General features: G+C 66.7%; 15 protein-coding genes, 1 tRNA gene and 1 pseudogene. 9 read left to right on the top strand and 8 right to left on the bottom strand.

Annotation, left to right across the window (positions count from 1 at the left end; all coding sequences use genetic code 11):
- Nucleotides 1-98: 98 nt before the first annotated feature.
- Both KI388_RS08630 and KI388_RS08625 read left to right on the top strand, forming a co-directional pair.
- Nucleotides 99-354: pseudogene (locus KI388_RS08630) on the top strand (hypothetical protein); the annotation flags it as partial.
- Nucleotides 355-382: 28 nt separating this feature from the next.
- Entirely contained in the window at nt 383-1,852 is a 1,470-nt protein-coding gene (locus KI388_RS08625) for an aldehyde dehydrogenase family protein (RefSeq protein ID WP_345777400.1), read from the top strand.
- 973 nt (nt 1,853-2,825) lie between these two features.
- Here KI388_RS08625 and KI388_RS08620 read toward each other — a convergent pair.
- The gene (locus KI388_RS08620) at nt 2,826-3,245 is read right to left on the bottom strand and encodes a type IV pilin N-terminal domain-containing protein (RefSeq protein ID WP_215088768.1); all 420 of its coding nucleotides are present in this window, start codon (nt 3,243-3,245) and stop codon (nt 2,826-2,828) included.
- Between the two features lie 321 nt (nt 3,246-3,566).
- Between KI388_RS08620 and KI388_RS08615 the strand changes: the two genes are divergently transcribed.
- From KI388_RS08615 to KI388_RS08605, 3 genes are read left to right on the top strand one after another with little or no spacing between them, the layout of a single operon-like run.
- Complete coding sequence (locus tag KI388_RS08615) at nt 3,567-3,797, top strand: AbrB/MazE/SpoVT family DNA-binding domain-containing protein (protein WP_215086261.1); 231 nt, start codon at nt 3,567-3,569, stop codon at nt 3,795-3,797.
- Nucleotides 3,798-4,172: a PIN domain-containing protein gene (locus KI388_RS08610; RefSeq protein ID WP_215086260.1), complete on the top strand. Its 375-nt coding sequence runs from the start codon at nt 3,798-3,800 to the stop codon at nt 4,170-4,172. It begins immediately after the preceding gene.
- Nucleotides 4,173-4,215: 43 nt separating this feature from the next.
- Nucleotides 4,216-5,724: a replication factor C large subunit gene (locus tag KI388_RS08605; protein ID WP_215086259.1), complete on the top strand. Its 1,509-nt coding sequence runs from the start codon at nt 4,216-4,218 to the stop codon at nt 5,722-5,724.
- Between the two features lie 135 nt (nt 5,725-5,859).
- Here KI388_RS08605 and KI388_RS08600 read toward each other — a convergent pair whose 3' ends face one another.
- The gene (locus KI388_RS08600) at nt 5,860-6,987 is read right to left on the bottom strand and encodes a PAS domain-containing sensor histidine kinase (RefSeq protein WP_215086258.1); all 1,128 of its coding nucleotides are present in this window, start codon (nt 6,985-6,987) and stop codon (nt 5,860-5,862) included.
- 144 nt (nt 6,988-7,131) lie between these two features.
- On the opposite strand from KI388_RS08600, the gene KI388_RS08595 reads away from it, so the two are divergent.
- Nucleotides 7,132-8,208, top strand: a complete 1,077-nt coding sequence (locus KI388_RS08595) for a zinc-dependent alcohol dehydrogenase family protein (protein WP_215086257.1) — start codon at nt 7,132-7,134, stop codon at nt 8,206-8,208.
- A 3-nt stretch (nt 8,209-8,211) separates the two neighbouring features.
- On the opposite strand, the gene KI388_RS08590 is transcribed toward KI388_RS08595, so the two are convergent.
- From KI388_RS08590 to KI388_RS08570, 5 genes are all read right to left on the bottom strand, one after another.
- Nucleotides 8,212-9,138, bottom strand: coding sequence for an amino acid ABC transporter permease (locus KI388_RS08590; protein ID WP_215086256.1), 927 nt, complete (start codon nt 9,136-9,138; stop codon nt 8,212-8,214).
- Entirely contained in the window at nt 9,138-9,884 is a 747-nt protein-coding gene (locus KI388_RS08585) for an amino acid ABC transporter ATP-binding protein (RefSeq protein WP_215086255.1), read from the bottom strand. The genes KI388_RS08590 and KI388_RS08585 overlap by 1 nt, the downstream gene beginning before the upstream one ends.
- Entirely contained in the window at nt 9,881-10,711 is an 831-nt protein-coding gene (locus tag KI388_RS08580; protein ID WP_215086254.1) for an amino acid ABC transporter permease, read from the bottom strand. The genes KI388_RS08585 and KI388_RS08580 overlap by 4 nt, the downstream gene beginning before the upstream one ends.
- A gap of 1 nt (nt 10,712) precedes the next feature.
- A complete protein-coding gene (locus KI388_RS08575) occupies nt 10,713-11,516 on the bottom strand; it encodes a basic amino acid ABC transporter substrate-binding protein (RefSeq protein ID WP_215086253.1) in 804 nt (267 codons plus the stop codon).
- Nucleotides 11,517-11,638: 122 nt separating this feature from the next.
- Nucleotides 11,639-12,478, bottom strand: a complete 840-nt coding sequence (locus KI388_RS08570; RefSeq protein WP_215088767.1) for a COX15/CtaA family protein — start codon at nt 12,476-12,478, stop codon at nt 11,639-11,641.
- Between the two features lie 275 nt (nt 12,479-12,753).
- Here KI388_RS08570 and KI388_RS08565 point away from each other — a divergent pair, with 275 nt between their 5' ends.
- Nucleotides 12,754-14,253: an MATE family efflux transporter gene (locus tag KI388_RS08565; protein ID WP_215086252.1), complete on the top strand. Its 1,500-nt coding sequence runs from the start codon at nt 12,754-12,756 to the stop codon at nt 14,251-14,253.
- Nucleotides 14,254-14,348: 95 nt separating this feature from the next.
- Here KI388_RS08565 and KI388_RS08560 read toward each other — a convergent pair whose 3' ends face one another.
- Complete coding sequence (locus tag KI388_RS08560) at nt 14,349-14,804, bottom strand: DUF5814 domain-containing protein (RefSeq protein ID WP_209544572.1); 456 nt, start codon at nt 14,802-14,804, stop codon at nt 14,349-14,351.
- Between the two features lie 166 nt (nt 14,805-14,970).
- Here KI388_RS08560 and KI388_RS08555 point away from each other — a divergent pair.
- Nucleotides 14,971-15,043: transfer RNA gene (locus tag KI388_RS08555), tRNA-His, on the top strand.
- Between the two features lie 55 nt (nt 15,044-15,098).
- Nucleotides 15,099-16,205, top strand: a complete 1,107-nt coding sequence (locus KI388_RS08550; protein WP_215086251.1) for a site-specific integrase — start codon at nt 15,099-15,101, stop codon at nt 16,203-16,205.
- The last annotated feature ends 114 nt before the right edge of the window (nt 16,206-16,319 follow it).

The following is a 16,319-nucleotide window of genomic DNA, read 5'->3' as shown; positions in this document are numbered from 1 at the left end:
CGCTACCGCCGCGATCCCGCATACAGCCGTTCAGGTCCCACTGTGGTACATTGCCAAGGCGAAAAATTCACCCTCGTCGGGTATCTCGTCGACGTTCGCTCCGTGACGGTGCGGTTTCACTCCACCGAACCTGTGAAAACACGGCCTCGAGTTTAGATATGAACGGCACGGAAATCGGAACAGCGCCAAACGTGTCTTTCGTGAGGTGAAACGCGGAACGACTAGCTTCTCGAACCGTTTCAGCAACGCCGAAGCAGAAACTGATGGCAGAGACAACTCGCTTTCGCATGGAATCAGCTTCTCTGCGCACGACCGTCTTTACCCTTGTTCGAACACCGGCTACCAAAGCGATAACACTCCGTGGCGCCGTATACGGCGTACTGTGTCGCAACCTGATAACCAGACGGCGTGGAGCCGACTGTACATTGACGGAAAGTGGCGCGACGCCGGAGCGTCGGATACGGTTCCGGTGACGAACCCCGCGACAGGCGAGGAGATCGCGGCAGTACCCGCTGGGACGGAGGGGGATGTCAACGACGCTTATCAGGCCGCCGACGCGGCCCAGTCCGACTGGGCGGCGCTGTCACGCGAGGAACGCAACGAGTACGTCCGGTCGATGATCGGGGTGATGCGGGACCGACTCGACGAAATCGTCGAACTGCTTGCGGTGGAGTCCGGCAGCGTACAGGCCAAAGCGACTGCCGAGGCCAACTTCTCTCTGGCTGACTTCCAGAGCGCGCTAGAGATGGTCCCGCCGGAAGAAGAGGTCCGCGACTCGATGTATCACGATGACAAAGACCATCACATCGTCCGCGAGCCCGCTGGTGTCGTCGGGATTATCTCGCCGTGGAACTTTCCGCTACACCTCACGACGCGAGCGCTTGGCCCCGCGCTTGCGCTGGGGAACACTGTCGTTATCAAACCTGCGACGGACACACCGATTACCGGCGGGCTCCTGCTGGCCGACATTGCCGAGGAGGCCGGTCTCCCGGACGGCGTCGTCAACGTCGTCACGGGCCACGGCTCCGACATTGGCGACCGGATGGCCGGTCACCCGACTGCGCGCGTGATGTCGTTTACCGGGTCGACGGCGGTCGGCAGGTCCGTGGCCAGTCAGGCCGGAGACGCGCTCGCGCTCCCAGCACTTGAGCTGGGTGGAAACGGGCCGTTTGTGGTCACCGAGGACGCCGACATCGAAGCAGCCGCAAAGGCCGGCTCGGTCGGCGCGTTCGGTCATCAGGGGCAGGTGTGTATCTCAATTAACCGCCACCTCGTCCACGAGGACGTCTACGATGAGTATGTCGAGACGCTCGTCGAGCACGCGGAGTCGCTGACTATCGGGAATCCGCTTGACGAGGACGTGGAGTTCGGTCCGATTATCAACGAGAGCCAGATCGAGCAGCTCACCTCGTTCATCGAGCAGACCGTCGACGCCGGCGCGACGCTGGAAACTGGCGGCGAGGTCGATGACCTGTTCCTCGAACCGACCGTCCTCTCGGAGTGTACCAACGATATGTCCGCGGCCTGTAACGAGCACTTCGGCCCCGTCGCTCCGGTTATCCCGTTTGAGTCCGACGAAGAGGCTGTCGAACTCGCCAACGACACCGAGTACGGCCTCGCCGCGGGCGTCTACAGCGGTGATGTCGAACACGGTCGGTCCATCGCCGATCAGATCGACGCCGGGATGGTCCACGTCAACGACCACCCGATTCAGGACGAACCCAACGCCCCGTTCGGCGGGATGAAGAACTCCGGCCTCGGCCGGTACAACGGCGAGTGGATTATGGACGAACTGACCGAGACCAAGTGGATCTCCGTCCAGCACGAAGAGCGCGACTACCAGTTGCTCTGAGCGGTCGATAGCGCCGGCGGCGGCGTCACAGAGTTGACGTCCGTCCCCGCCTGAAGGTGGAGAACTCCCGAGCGGGGAGAGTTTCAGGTTCGCGACCATGACTCCGCCACTTCACGGGAGTTCACGCCTCACCCGGTCGTCGTGGTCGGCCGCCGACTGCCAGCGCCAAACCGTCGGTACTCCTGTCCTCGACGCGGTGAATTCCTCTCCGTTGTCTTTGCCAGCGGGGAGTCGCTGACGCGTCGCCGGACTCGGAGTTATCTCCTGTCCGCTTGACCGACAGGCAAAACGACGAACCCTTCGAGAATTCGCGTTCACCGCGTCGGTGGTTCGGATACTGCCTCATTGAGTGGCGGAGAGACCGCCTCCGGAGGTCGTTCGGAATCCGCTCCGTTCCGACCTGACCCTACTATCGTCTCGTCGTTTTTTCGAAGTCCAAAGCACGCAGTAGAAACTCGAACAAATCCGTCGAACGTGGGGTATCCCACGTCTTCGGATTCGTCCCACGGCTAAAGCTGCGGGTATTCTCTCTGATTTCGTATAAATAGAAATCTCGAAACCGCCGCTCCAAGCATTAGTTCGTTTCTAGTGTTGTTCGGAAGCAGTACCTCGTAGTACCATACGCGAGAATCGTTCTGATAACCCTTCCCGGTCCAGTTTGGGTGCTTATTCGGATTCGAGACATTTTTCGAGATGCCAGACCCCCGCCCACTCACCCGGCCGCGTAGCATGCGGCGGCCACGGACCCGGCTCAGGCACATCGAGTCCGGGACCGACTTCCTCACGCAGGTACAGCCGGCCCCACGTCGTGATCGACCGGTGGTCTCGACGCGACTGAACCCGACATCGCGGTCTTTGCGCTCGACAAGTCCGGCGTCGACCAACACGGTCGAGCGGTTCAACGCCGACGCTCTCGAATTTTGGTGTCCAACGGAAATAGAAACCCGACAGGGGTTACAACCGAACTACGCGATTAGCTGAAGTCCCACGTCCGCTCAAAGATCGCGTTTCCGCTCGGGTCGTGAATTATCCGAACTTCGGCCTCTCCACCGGTCCAGCCACCGTCGGTATCCTTAATGATCTGCCTTTGTACACCGGTCTCCCAAGGACCGCCCCCAATGGATTCATTCGCCCTCTCTCCGTTAACAGAAAGCGCGAGATCGCCACCATCAATCGACTGGCCGCCTGTTTTGGTTATATTGATCGTGTCCGTACCATTGTCGTCGATCGTGAAACTCGCCTGCGGCGCGGTGTCGCCTAACTGGTCGCCCAGCCCGAGGACGAAGGTCCCGATGACGGCCGCCAGGATGACTGTAATTGCGACCATCAGGATGACCCCGATAACGGGGCTTACTGCGCGGTCGTCCGAGTCAGATCGGTTGTTTGGTTTCATTGTTTGAACCCAGCGGTTCACCGACGAACGGACGCCGAAGGCCTCGTGTGCCATCGTTTAGCGGCCCGCGGCTCCGTTCCGATCGGTTGCTGGTTACTTATATGGATGCGGACCTCGCTTATGTACTTAATGGCACGAATATCAGCGCCGAAAATTGAACGGCGGGCGTCGCCGCGTTCGGGGGCACACCCCTCCGTTTCGGGGAATCCGTCGAAATACGCGTGACCCCGGCGGCCTCCGGTCGGCGGGCGGCCGGCTCGGGCGTGGGTACAGATGCCCTCGATGGGTACATTCTTATTTCTACCCACACTACGTCCGCGTATGTCCGAGGCGACGCTCGACGACCGAGGGCGCATGACGCTTCCGAAGGAGCTGCGAGAGCGGTACGGCGACCGCTATCGCATCGTCGAGGTCCACGACGGGATCAAGCTGATCCCGGTCGCGGAAGACCCGCTCGACGCCCTCCGAGACGAGTTCGCGGGGGTCGAGAAGACGGCCGACGAGCTTCGCGAGGAGGCGCGCGAGGCGGCGTTCGACGAGGCCGGGCGCTGAATGTACGCGGAGACCGATTTCCTCCTCGCGCTGATCAAAGACGAGGACTGGCTCGGTGAGGCAGCCGAGGAGGTGTACCGCGACCGTCGGAGCGAGCTGTGGACGTCGCAGTTCACCCTCATCGAACTCCTCCTGGTCGCCTACCGCGAGGACCGGGACACGGAGCGCGTCGTCACGAACGCCGCGAATCTCGTGGAGGTCCGCGGCGACGTGGACACGGTCGTCGCGGCGGCGACGTACGTCGAAGAACACGGGTTCACGCCGTTCGACGCGCTCCACCTCGTCGAATCCGACGGCGACACTATCGTCTCTAGCGACAGTACGTACGACGGCTTCGCGCCGCGATACGACCTGGCGGAGCCGAGCGAGGACTGACGCTCCGCAACCACTAAACGCGGCTCGCTCCTTTGCTCCGGTAATGGCCGACTGGACGGAGAAGTACCGCCCGAGCACGCTCTCGGAGGTGCGCGGCAACGACAAGGCCCGCGACGCGTTCGCGGAGTGGGCCCGCTCGTGGGACGACCACCGCGAGGCGGTCGTCCTCCACGGCAGCCCGGGCGTCGGGAAGACGAGCGCGGCGCACGCGCTCGCGAACGACATGGGGTGGGAGACGGTGGAGCTGAACGCCTCCGACCAGCGCACCGCCGACGTCATCGAGCGCTTCGCGGGGCGGGCGGCGCGCAACGCGACCCTCGGCGGGAGCGCGGCCGGCGGCGGCGCGAGCGGCGGCGACACCGCCTCGCGCCAACTCGTGATCGTCGACGAGGCCGACAACATCCACGGCAACTACGACCGCGGCGGCGCGAGCGCGATCACGAAGCTGGTCAAGGAGTCGGGCCAGCCCATCGTCCTCATCGCCAACGACTACTACGACATGTCGCGCGGGCTCCGGAACGCGACTCAAGAGGTCGAGTTCCGCGACGTCTCCGCGCGCTCCATCGTCCCCGTCCTCCGGGACATCTGTCGCAAGGAGGGGATCGAGTTCGAGTCGGACGCCCTCCAGCGGATCGCGGAGGGGAACCGCGGCGACCTGCGCGGCGCGGTCAACGACCTCCAGGCCGCGACGCAGGGGCGCGACTCGATCGCGGTCGAAGACGTCGTCACCGGCGACCGCGACAAGGCGCTCGGACTGTTCCCCTTCCTCGACGCGGTCCTCAAGGAGGAGTCCGCCGAGGAGGCGCTGCAGTCGGCGTACGCCGTCGACGAGACGCCCGACGACCTGATGCGCTGGATCGAGAACAACCTCCTCGACGTGTACGAGCCGACGGAGGCGGTCCGCGCGTACGACTTCCTCGCGAACGCCGACGTGTGGCTCGGCCGCGTGCGCGCCACGCAGAACTACTCCTACTGGCGCTACGCGACCGACAACGCGGCCGCGGGCGTCGCGGCCGCCCGCGACGGCGAGAAGGGCGGGTGGACCCGCTACGGCCGCCCGCAGTTCTGGTCGTCGTCGGACGCGACCGCGGACGAGGTGGTCGGCAAGATCGCGGCCGCCAGCGGCTGTAGCGTCGCGACCGCCCGCCGCGAGGTGTTACCGTTCCTCGAGGCCGTCACCCACCATTGTAAGCCCCGCGAGCTGACCGTCTCGATGGCGGCGGCGTACGACCTCGACGAGGCGGGCGTCGCCTTCGTCACCGGCTCGGGCGAGTCGACGAACAAGGTCGCGTCCATCGTCGAGGACGCGCAGGCCCGCCGCGAGGAGCTGATCGAGGAGCACGCCGACGGCGCCTTCGCGCTCGACGCGGGGGGGCGCGCGGACGACGGCGACGACGATGCGGCCGCCGCCGAGGGTTCCGCCGCGGACGGCTCCGAAGCGAACGCCGCCGAGACCGGTCGCGACGACCCCGCCGACGGGGAGACCGACGACGCGGCCGCGGAGGACGACGACGCGGGCGACGACCAAGCCGGGCTGAACGACTTCATGTGAGTCGCCTCTGGCCGCGCGCCGGGGAGGGTCTCCGGGGCTGGCAGGCGGACCCTTCCCCTTGTGACCTGCTCTCCGTCCGACACCGTCGCTGTCGGGCTGTGACGCGTCACCCGACGAGCGATCCGGCGGAGGCGGTCAGACGCCCCGAGTCGGACTCGTCTCGCCCTCGGACGGCTCCGCGGTCTCGATCGGCTCGTCGCAGACGAACTCGAACCGGGCGCCGCCCTCCCGGCTCTGGGCCGCCGAGACCGTCCAGCCGTGGGCCTCCGCGATCCGCTCGACTATCGCCAGTCCGAAGCCGGTGCCGCCCGGGGCGGTCGTGTGTCCCGGCTCGAAGACGGCGTCCCGCCGGTCGGGGTCGATCCCCGGCCCGTCGTCCGCGACGTAGAACCCGTCGTCCGTCCGGCCGACGCGGACGCGGACCGCGGCGTCCTCCGCGGCGCGCTCTCCCGGCGACCCCTCGCGCGTCGAGAACGTTCCGGACGCGACGCGGTCCCCGGACCGGTTCCCGGCCGGATCCGAGTCCGGGAGGGCGTCGACGTCCTCCGGCGTCCCGTGTTCGAGGGCGTTCCGGAAGAGGTTCTCGAGGGCCTGCCGGAGCCTGTCGGCGTCGCATGGCACCGTCCCGAGCGGGTCGTCGACGACGAGGGCGGCGTCCGCGCGTTCGCCGACGGTCTCCCACGCGCTCTCGACGACCGACCGCAGCTCCGTCGGCTCGGCGGACTGGACCGTCTCCCCCTCCCGCGCCAGCGTCAGCAGTTCGCCGATGAGGTCGTCCATCCGGTCGAGCGCGTCGAGGGCTCGGTCCAACCGCTCGGCCGACGCGTCCTCGTCGAGTTCGGCGGCCAGTTCGATGTTCCCGACCGCGACGGAGAGGGGGTTCCGGAGGTCGTGCGAGACGACGCTCGCGAACTCCTCTAACCGCTCCCGCTGTTGCTCCAGTCGCCGTCGGCGCTGAACGCGTTCGTCCGCCAGAAAGAGGTACCCCACCACGTCGCCGTCGTCCGTCGCTCGCCCCCGCTCGTGGACCCACCGCGGCTCCCCGTCGGAGGCGACCCGATACACCACGTCGACGGGGTCCGAGTCGAGCGCCTCGCGGAGGCGCTCCTGATCGTCCCCGACGACGCGGTCGAGCCACCCGCCGTCGGGCCGTTCCGCGACCTCAGGTCGCGGCTCCCCGGAGGCCTCGATCACGAACCGCGACGGGTCGCCTTCGGGGCGACGGTACGCGATCCCGGGCCGTCGTTTCGTCGAACGCGCCACGTGTCAACGAGGTTACTCGGCCGTGATAAACCTTACTCGGATATCACTTTTCGCGCCCTGAGAACAAGTGAATATCGCGTGAAATAATCGGCGGAGCCCGGGAACGCCGGGAGAACTTTGTCGCGTGCGGCGCTGGGTCGTCGCATGCGCGCAGCGATCCTGCGGGAGTACGGCGAGCCGCTCGCGGTCCGCGAGGTCCCCGCCCCCGAACCGGCGCCCGACGGCGCCGTCGTCAGCGTGGACGCCTGCGGCGTCTGCCGCAGCGACTGGCACGCCTGGGCCGGCCACGGCGAGTGGGCGGACGACCGCGTCCCGCGCGGACAGGTCCTCGGACACGAACCCGCCGGCGAGGTCGTCGCCGTCGGCGGCGAGGTGGACCGGTTCCGTCCGGGCGACCGCGTGGTCGTCCCCTTCTCGCTCGGGGACGGCACCTGTCCGCACTGCCGCCGCGGGGCCGGGAACGTCTGCGAGGACGGACGCGCGCTGGGGTTCGAGCCGGCGGCTCCCGGCGCGTTCGCGGAGCGGGTGGCGGTCCCGGCCGCCGACTACAACCTCGTCGAGCGCCCCGAGTGGCTCGACGCGACCGCCGCCGCGGCGCTCGGCTGTCGGTACATGACCGCCTACCACGCGCTCGCGGAGCGGACGGCCGTCGGCGGGGGCGACGCCGTCGCGGTCCACGGCTGCGGGGGCGTCGGGCTCTCCGCGGTCCAGATCGCGGCGGCGCTCGGCGCGCGCGTGATAGCGGTCGACGTCGACGACGACGCCCTCGACCTCGCCCGCGAGTTCGGCGCGGCCGAGACCGTGACTCCGGAGTCGCTGCCGGCGGAGAGCTCCGTCCCCGAGCGAATCCGCGCCCTCACCGACGGCGGCGCCGACGTGTCGCTCGACGCGCTGGGCATCGCGGAGACCTGCCGCAACTCCGTCCGGTCGCTGCGGCCGCGGGGCACGCACGTTCAGGTCGGGCTCACGACGAACGCCGAGCGCGGCGAGGTGTCGCTGCCGACGGACTGGATGACTCGGTGGGAGATCTCCTTCGTCGGCTCGCGCGGGATGCCGCCGACGAGCTACCCGGACCTGTTCGCGCTGGTCGAGGCGACCGGGATCGATCCGGGCGCGCTGGTCGCCCGCGAGCTGTCGCTGGGGGAGGTCTCGGACCGGCTCGCGGCCATGAACGAGTACGACGTGCGGGGCGTCGAGGTCGTCACCGACTTCGAGGGGTGAGCGTCACCGCTCCCGGTTCGCACCGAGTCCGGGGATCGCAACGCGGGCGTCGACGCGCTCCATGAACTTCGACGCCGTGAGCACCAGCGCGAGGTACATCGCGCCGAGTATGAGGAAGACGGCCGTGTACCGGAAGGTGTCGGTCGCGACCTGGTTGGCCCGGTAGTACAGCTCCGGGACCGTGATGAAGCCCGCGAGCGACGAGTACTTGATTAGGTAGACGAACTCGTTCGTCCACGAGGGGATCGCGTACCGGAGCGCCTGCGGGAGCACCACGTAGTAGATCGACTCCAGCTTCGAGAGCCCGATCGCCCGCCCCGCTGTGATCTGCCCCTCGTCGACGCTCTCGACCGCGCCGCGGATGTACTCGGCCTGGTAGGCGGCCCCGTTGAGCGTGAACCCTAAGATAGCGACCCAGACCACGTCGCGCGGAAACACGCCGGACAGCGCCGCGGGCACCGACGCCGCGAGGTTGAGTCCGTAGTACAGCACGAACAGCTGCGCGAGCAGCGGCGTGCCGCGCAACAGCTCGGTGTATCCCAGCGAAAGCCACGCCGAGGCGCGGCCGTACACCCGCGCGACCGCCAGCGGCACGGCGATGAAGAAGCCGCAGACGAGGCTCACGCCGGTGATGACCACGGTGAGCCACGTCCCCTGCGCGAGGACGGGCGTGAGTTCGACCACGAACGCGGCGTCGGCAGCCACCGCGGCGAGCCCCGGCACCGCGGCGAACGCGCTCTCGACGGCCTCCGGCGAGACGAACGGCTCGCCGACCGGGGCGATCACGCCGCCGAGCCATCGGTTGACCCAGCTGACGACGAGCCAGCCCCAGAACAGCGCGCCGACGGCGACGAGGAGGACCCTCCCCGCGGACGGGTCCGCGTCGGACACGCGCTCGCCCACCGTCTGCGGTCGCGTCGCCCCCGCCATCACTCGTGGCTCGCGATGCGTTCGAGGAAGCGGCCGGTCCGCTCTTTCTCGGGCCGTTCGAACAGCTGCTCCGGCGGGCCGCGCTCGACGACCCGACCGTCGTCTAAGAACACGACCTCGTCGGCGACCGCCCGCGCGAAGCTCATCTCGTGGGTGACGACGAGCATCGTCATCCCCTCGTCGACTAAGGCCCGCATCACCTCCAACACCTCGCCGATGAGCTCGGGGTCGAGCGCGCTCGTCGGCTCGTCGAACAGCATGAGCTTCGGCTCCATCGCCAGCGCGCGGGCGATCCCCACACGCTGTTGTTGGCCGCCGGACAGCTCGGCCGGATACGAGTCGAACTGGTCGCCAAGGCCGACGCGCTCCAGCTGCGCCGCGGCGCGCTCGCGGGCCTCGTCCTCGGAGAGTCCGAGGACGCGGCGGGGCCCGAGCGCGACGTTTCCGACCGCGCTCAGGTGCGCGAACAGGTTGAAGCTCTGGAACACCATGCCGACCTCCCGACGGAGCCTGTCGACGTCGGTCTCGGGCGAGAGCACCTCCTCGCCGTCGAACGTGATCGAGCCCTCTTGGGCCTCCGCGAGCCGGTTGACGCAGCGCAGCAATGTCGATTTCCCGGAGCCGGACGGGCCGATCAGCACGGTCACGTCGCCCCGGTCCATCTCGAAGGAGACCTCGTCGAGCACCTGCTCGTCGCCGTACCACTTCGAGACGTCGCTCACCCGGAGGAAGTCGCCGTCAGTCACGCCGACTCCCCCTCCGGGATCGCGTACCGGGTACCGAGGTAATCGAGCGCGCGGTTCGTCGTGAACGTGAGGACGAAGTAGATACCACTGATGAACAGGATGACTTCGAGGACCGCGGTCGTCTCCTGCGTGAACAGGTCGTACCCGCGGGTCAGCAGCTCCGCGAGCCCGATCGCGAAGACGATGCTCGTGTCCTTCAACACGATGGTGAACTCGTTTTGGAACCCCGGGATCGACCGCCGAAGCGCCTGCGGCACGACGACGTACCGGATCGCTTCGAACTGCGAGAGCCCGACGGAGCGACCCGCCTCCAGCTGGCCGTCGTCGACGCTCGACAGGGACGCCCGGAATATCTGCGACTGGTACGCCGCGCTCCGCAGCCCCAGTCCCAAGATGCCCGCCGAGACCGCCGGTGAAATCGACCCGACGCCGGTGTTCACCTGCGGGACGCCGATCACGAAGTACATCACGAGGAGGATGACGACGATCGGCGTCCCGCGGAGGACCACGCCGGCGGTACTCACGAGCCGCTTCGGGAGCCCCTCGCCGTACACCTCCACCGCGCCGGCGGGGAAGCCGACGAGGAACCCGAGCAGGATCGACGCGACGGTGAGCCCGACCGTCAGCAGGACGCCGCCGGCCAGGTAGTCGACGTTCCGGACGACGAACCACCAGTCGGCGGGATCGCCGACCAGCCACCAGTCGATCGACTCGATCACGGACCCGACGGCGGCGGCCGTCGGCGGCGTCTCGCCGGAGGCAGTACTCGGCGCGAGAGCGCCGAGGCTATCGGACGCGTCGAGCGCGAGGGGCCCCGCGACCGACATCCTACTCCTGCCCGAACCAGGTGTCTCTGAGCTCTCCGAACGTCCCGCCGTCTTGGACGGTCTGGAGCCCGCTGTTGAGCGCAGACTGGAGCTCCGACTCGTTCTGACGGATCCCGAATCCGTACTGTTCGCCGGTCTCCTCGACGAACGCGACCGTCACGTCACGGCTCGCGGTGAACGTGTCCGCGACGGGGGTGTCGACGACGACCGCGTCGATGTTCCCGTTCGAGAGGTCCTCGACCGCGAGGACGTAGCTGTCGTACGTCGAGAAGCTGTCCTCCGAGATGATCCCCTCGTCGACGAGGTTCGACTCCACCTCGGCGGCGCCGGTGGTCCCGGACTGCGCGCCTACCCGGGTGCCCTCGAAGTCCGCCCACCCGGACGGCTGGAAGTCGCCGTCCTCGCGGACGAGGACGGCCTGGTTGGCCTCCCAGTAGGGGTCGGAGAAGGCGATCGTCTCCTGACGATCTTCGCTGATCGTCAGCGCGGCGGCGATCACATCGATCTCCTCGTTCTGCGTGAGGGCGGGGATGAGCCCGTCGAAGTCGAAGGTGGCCCACTCGCCGAGCTCGTAGTCGGTCTCGGCCACGACGGCTTCGAGCAGGTCGACGTCGAACCCGACCAGCTCGCCGTCCTCCCGCATTTCGAACGGCGGGAACCCGGGAGCGGTTCCGGGCGTGATCGTCATGCTGCCCCCGCTCTCGCCAAGACAGCCGGCGAGGCCGGTAGCTCCCACGGCGGCCGTTCCGCCGGTCAGTTTCAGGTACGTCCGACGGCTCACGTCGGCTTGGGTGCGGCGTGTCATACCCGTGCGAGTACGGCGAGTGATTTCAACCTTTCCTCCCTCGGGCAGGCTCACCCCGTCTCTGGCGGTCCAACACAGCCTTTGCCAAGATGGCTAACAAGAACTCGGCCGTGCAGCGCCGGTCAGTCGCCGCCGATCGGAACGGAGCCGTCGCGCATCTCGTCCGTCCCGCGGAGCGTCCACGCCGCGCCCGCGGCGAGCGCGACTGCGACGCCTAACGCGACGAGGTTGATTTGCTGCCACGTCGCGGTGTAGAGGACCAGATCGCGGCCGAGCAGCAGCGTCACGACAAGCGCGGCCATCGACCCGGCGGCGAGCGCGCGAACGGTGCCCGCGGTCCCGCCGTCGAGACCGTCGTAACCCCCTCGAACCGCCTCCGTCGCGTACGCTATTGTCGCGACGAGCCCGAGGTGTCCGGCGAGTCCGGTGACGTAGAAGGCGGCCTGCGCGGGCGGCGCGTAGGTGAGGAACGGCACCGCCCGCGAGAAGACCGCGCTGGCGACGATGCCGGCGACCGCGACCCCCGCGGCGGCGCGGAGCAGCCGCGAGTTTCCTCGGCCGCCGCCCCAGATGGTCGCCAGCCCGAGCAGCGTGAAGATGGTCAGCGCCCCGATCAGGTGCGCGGCGTGGGTCGACACCGTGTACCCGCCCTCGATGAGCCCGCCGAGGGTGACGGTGATCGCGCCGACGGTTATCTGGAGCGGTAAGATTGCGACCGCGAGCGTCGCCGCGAGCTTCGTGCGGCGCTCGAATCCGGAGCCGAGCCACGTCCACCCGACGACCCCGACCATGAGGAAGCCGGTGACCATCGCCCACGCCCGGTGGAACCACTCGATGAAGTCGGGGTTGATCGTGAGTGCCGGAATTAGCTGGTCGGAACACAGCGGCCATTGGGCCTGACACGCCAGCCCGGAGCCGGTCGCCGCGGTGTAGACGCCGAGCGAGAAGAGGACGAGCGTCATCCCGGTCGTCGCCGCCGCGTATCGCCTGAACGTTAGCCACGCGGGCCGAAGACTCATTGGCCGATTTCGGGCGCGCGCGCACTTAGACCGTTCGGCCGCTCCCCGCGCCCGGGAAGCGCGGGCGTCGCGCCCGCCGGCTTCAGAACGCTTTTGACTGACCAGTCAGTCAGTATTAGTACGAACCGAATGGAACACACGGAACGACCGACCCCCGACGCCGCGCACGGCCCTCTCCGCGAACGCGACGATCCGACCCCTTCGGGGGTGACCCGCTGATGGGGCTTCGCGACTCGATCGACTCGCTGTTCAAGGGCGCCGACGAGCTCGACCTCACCTCGGGCGACATCGGGTGGCCGCTGTTTTTCCTCTCTTTACCGATCGTCGTCCAGAACCTCTTTCAGGTGCTGTACAACCTGGCCGACACCTTCTGGCTCGGCCGCTACAGCACCGAGGCGCTCTCCGCGATCACGTTCGCGTTCCCCATCGTTTTCCTGATGATCTCGCTGGCGCTGGGCGTCTCCGTCGCGGGGAGCGTCCTCGTCGCCCAACATACCGGCGCCGGCAACGAGGAGCGCGCCGCCTACGCCGCCTCGCAGACGATGGCGTACGCGGCCGTCATCTCCGTCGTCCTCGGGGTGCTCGGGTACGTCTTCGTCGACGACGTCACCGCGCTCCTCGGGGTGAACGCGACCGTCGCGCCCCTCGTCGTCGAGTACATGCGCGTCTACGCGGTCGGCCTCTTCGCCGTCTTCGGCTTCGCGGTGTTCATGGCGCTGATGCGCGGCTACGGCGACACGGTGACCCCGATGTACGTCATGGCCGGCTCGGTGGTGCTCAACATCCTCCTCGACCCGATATTCATCTTCGGGTTCGACGCGAACCCCCTGTTCGGATTCCTCGGTCTCGGCGGACTGGAGGCTGCGGCGCTCGACGCGACCGGGTTCACCGGCTGGGGGATCGCGGGCGCCGCGATCGCGACGGTCGGCTCGCGGGCGCTCGCGCTCCTCGTCGGGCTCCAGATCATGTTCCGCGGCGACCGAGGGGTTCAGATCCGGCTCTCGGAGATGCTCCCGGACCCCGAGTTCGGCAAGACCGTCCTCGGCATCGGCCTGCCGGCCTCCGCGGAGGGGGCGGCCCGGTCGGTGTCGATCACCGCGCTCCTCGTCGTGGTCGCGAACTTCCCGAACGCGGTCAGCGGGGCGTACGGCATCGGCACGCGGATCTTCTCGGTGATCTTCCTGCCGGCGCTCGCCGTCTCCCAGGGGATCGAGACGATGACCGGGCAGAACATCGGCGCGGGAGAGCTGGACCGCGCCGCCGAGACGAACCACTTCGGCGCGCGCGCCATGCTCGCGCTGCTCACGGTCGGTGGCGGGATAATCGTCCTCGCCGCGCGGCCGATCGCGACCGCCTTCTCCCCGGACCCGGCGGTCGTCGACCACGCGACGACGTTCCTCCGCGTGAGCGGCCTCTCGTTCGGGTTCATCGGCGCCATGCGAGCGTACACCGGCGGGTTCCGCGGCGCCGGCCACACGATGATCGCGGCCGTCATCTCGCTCGTCACGCTCGGGTTCGTCCGCCTGCCGGTCGCGTGGGTCGCCGCCGGGTCGCTCGGCGCGATGGGGCTGTGGATCGCGTTCCCGATCTCGAACGTCGTCGGCGGGGTCGTCGCCTACCTCTGGTTTAACCGCAACACCTGGCGCGACGGGAACCTCACCGACGAGGGCCCGTCGGCCGAGGAGATCGGGTCGAACGTCTCGTCGCCCGACGACTGACCGCGGACGAGCCGAGCGGACCCGCTCGATGCGCTCGGCTCGCTGGTCACATCTCGAAGAACGTCTGCGAGCGTCGACCCTCGGGACGTAGAGCGCTATCCAGACAGTTCGCGCTTCGCCTTCCGCGCCCGCTCCGACATCTCCCCGTTGCCGTCAACGTCCGCGAGCGTCTCGATCGCCTCCAGCTTCCGGACGGAGTCGTCGAGGAAGGAGAGCACGTCGCCGGTGTACGCGTACACCATGTAATCGTCGGTCATCACGTCGACGATGGCCTGCGGGCCTAGCCCCTCGGCGCGCAGTTCGAGGACGTAGCGCATGAACTTCTCCTCGGGACAGCCGCAGTAGGGGTTCGCGTCGCAGTCGCAGTCGAGGAAGTCCTCCGCGAAGTCGAGGACGCGGTCCCGGGTCGTCTCGTCGAGCTTCGAGAGGCCGTCGCCGGTGAAAAGCAGGTCGAGGGTGGCGCCGGCGAACGCGCCCTTCGGGATGTTCGTCTCCAGTTGGGAGGCGAGCTGCCGGTGGTTCTTCACGTAGATCTTGTCGGTAAAGGCCACGAGTTACCCCTCAATACGCCCGCGACCCTCAAAAGCGACGCGGTGATCGAGGAATCAAGCGGTGCCCGGTCCGAACTCCTCGATCCGATTCGGGCGCCACTCGGTGCCACGCCCGTCCGGGAGTCGTAACCGTTATTTATCGAAGCGGGGTACTTGACGACGCGTGTCCGGGTTAGGGTAGTGGACTATCCTTCAGCCTTGTGGAGGCTGAGACGCGGGTTCGATTCTCGCACCCGGACCTACACGGCGGAGCCGTGTTGCGTTTTCACCGGTTCTCAACACAACGAGAACCATATGTCTCAAGTCAAAAAGGCGGGTATCCGGGTGGTTCCAAAACCGTCCGAAGAGTACCTGTCACAACGTCAGTTGACCGACTACCGAGAACACCGAGAACGCCTCATCGGATGGATGGTAAACATCGGGAAAGATCCCGACCACGGAGACGGATACGCCTACGATACTGCGAACGGACGAGCATATCGTCTTGACGCCTTCTACCGGTTCGTTTGGGACGAAGAAGACCGCTATACTACCGAGATCACACACGACCACGCAGACGCCTACATGAGGAAGCTTGCCTACGGAGAGACCTCTCAGGAGAACAAGGCAAGCCACCTGAAAGCGGTCAAAATGCTGTTCCGCTGGCGTACGCACACGCTTGACGGGGAAGAGTGGGAACCAGAAATCACGTTCTCCACGAACACCGGGAACACGAATCCCAAGGACTTCCTCACCCGCGAAGAGCGGAGTGCCGTCAGAGAGGCCGTGCTGGAACACGGGAGCGTTCCGAGCTACAACAACCTCACACCCGAACAGCGCGACCGATGGAAGATACACCTCGCACAGCGCTTTGAGAAGCCTAAGAGGGACGTCGGCCCCGACGAATTCAAACAGGCCAACTCGTGGAAGATCCCGAGCTTGTTCTGGACCGCACTCGATACTGGTTTGCGCCCGGTAGAGGTGAAACGAGCAAAAGTCGGATGGGTAGACGTTAGGAACTCCCTCTTGCGGATTCCTAAAGAGGATTCGTCAAAGAACACGGATAATTGGACCGTCTCTCTCACGGATCGTACTGCGAACGCGCTGGATAGATGGCTCACCGAGAGACAGCAATACGACAAGTATCTGGATTCGGATTCTCTGTGGCTCAATCGATCGGGGAATCCGTACAAGTACTACTCTCTGAACCGTCTGTTTCGACAAGTCTGCGAGACTGCGTGTATTCCCTCTGAAGGCCGCACGTTCTATTCGATCCGTCACTCGACGGCAACCTATATGGCCCGAGAAGAAGATTTGGGAGCGGCACAGGCCCAACTCAGACATAAGAGCGCTCAGACGACCATGCGATACGATCAGGCGCCGGTAGAAGATCGACGGGACGCGTTGAATCGGATGGGATAGGAAGTGACACCACCACTTTCAGTATAATAACAGACACACTTATTTTATCCAAATAATACAATCAGTAATAAACATCCAAAAACGCTGGATTTATATATTGATTCTAACTCGATA

The organism is Halorubrum sp. 2020YC2, from assembly GCF_018623055.1.
Classification (GTDB): Archaea; Halobacteriota; Halobacteria; order Halobacteriales; family Haloferacaceae; genus Halorubrum.
The sequence above is the reverse complement of the archived record's forward strand: the minus strand, read 5'-3'. Positions and strand labels throughout refer to the sequence as shown.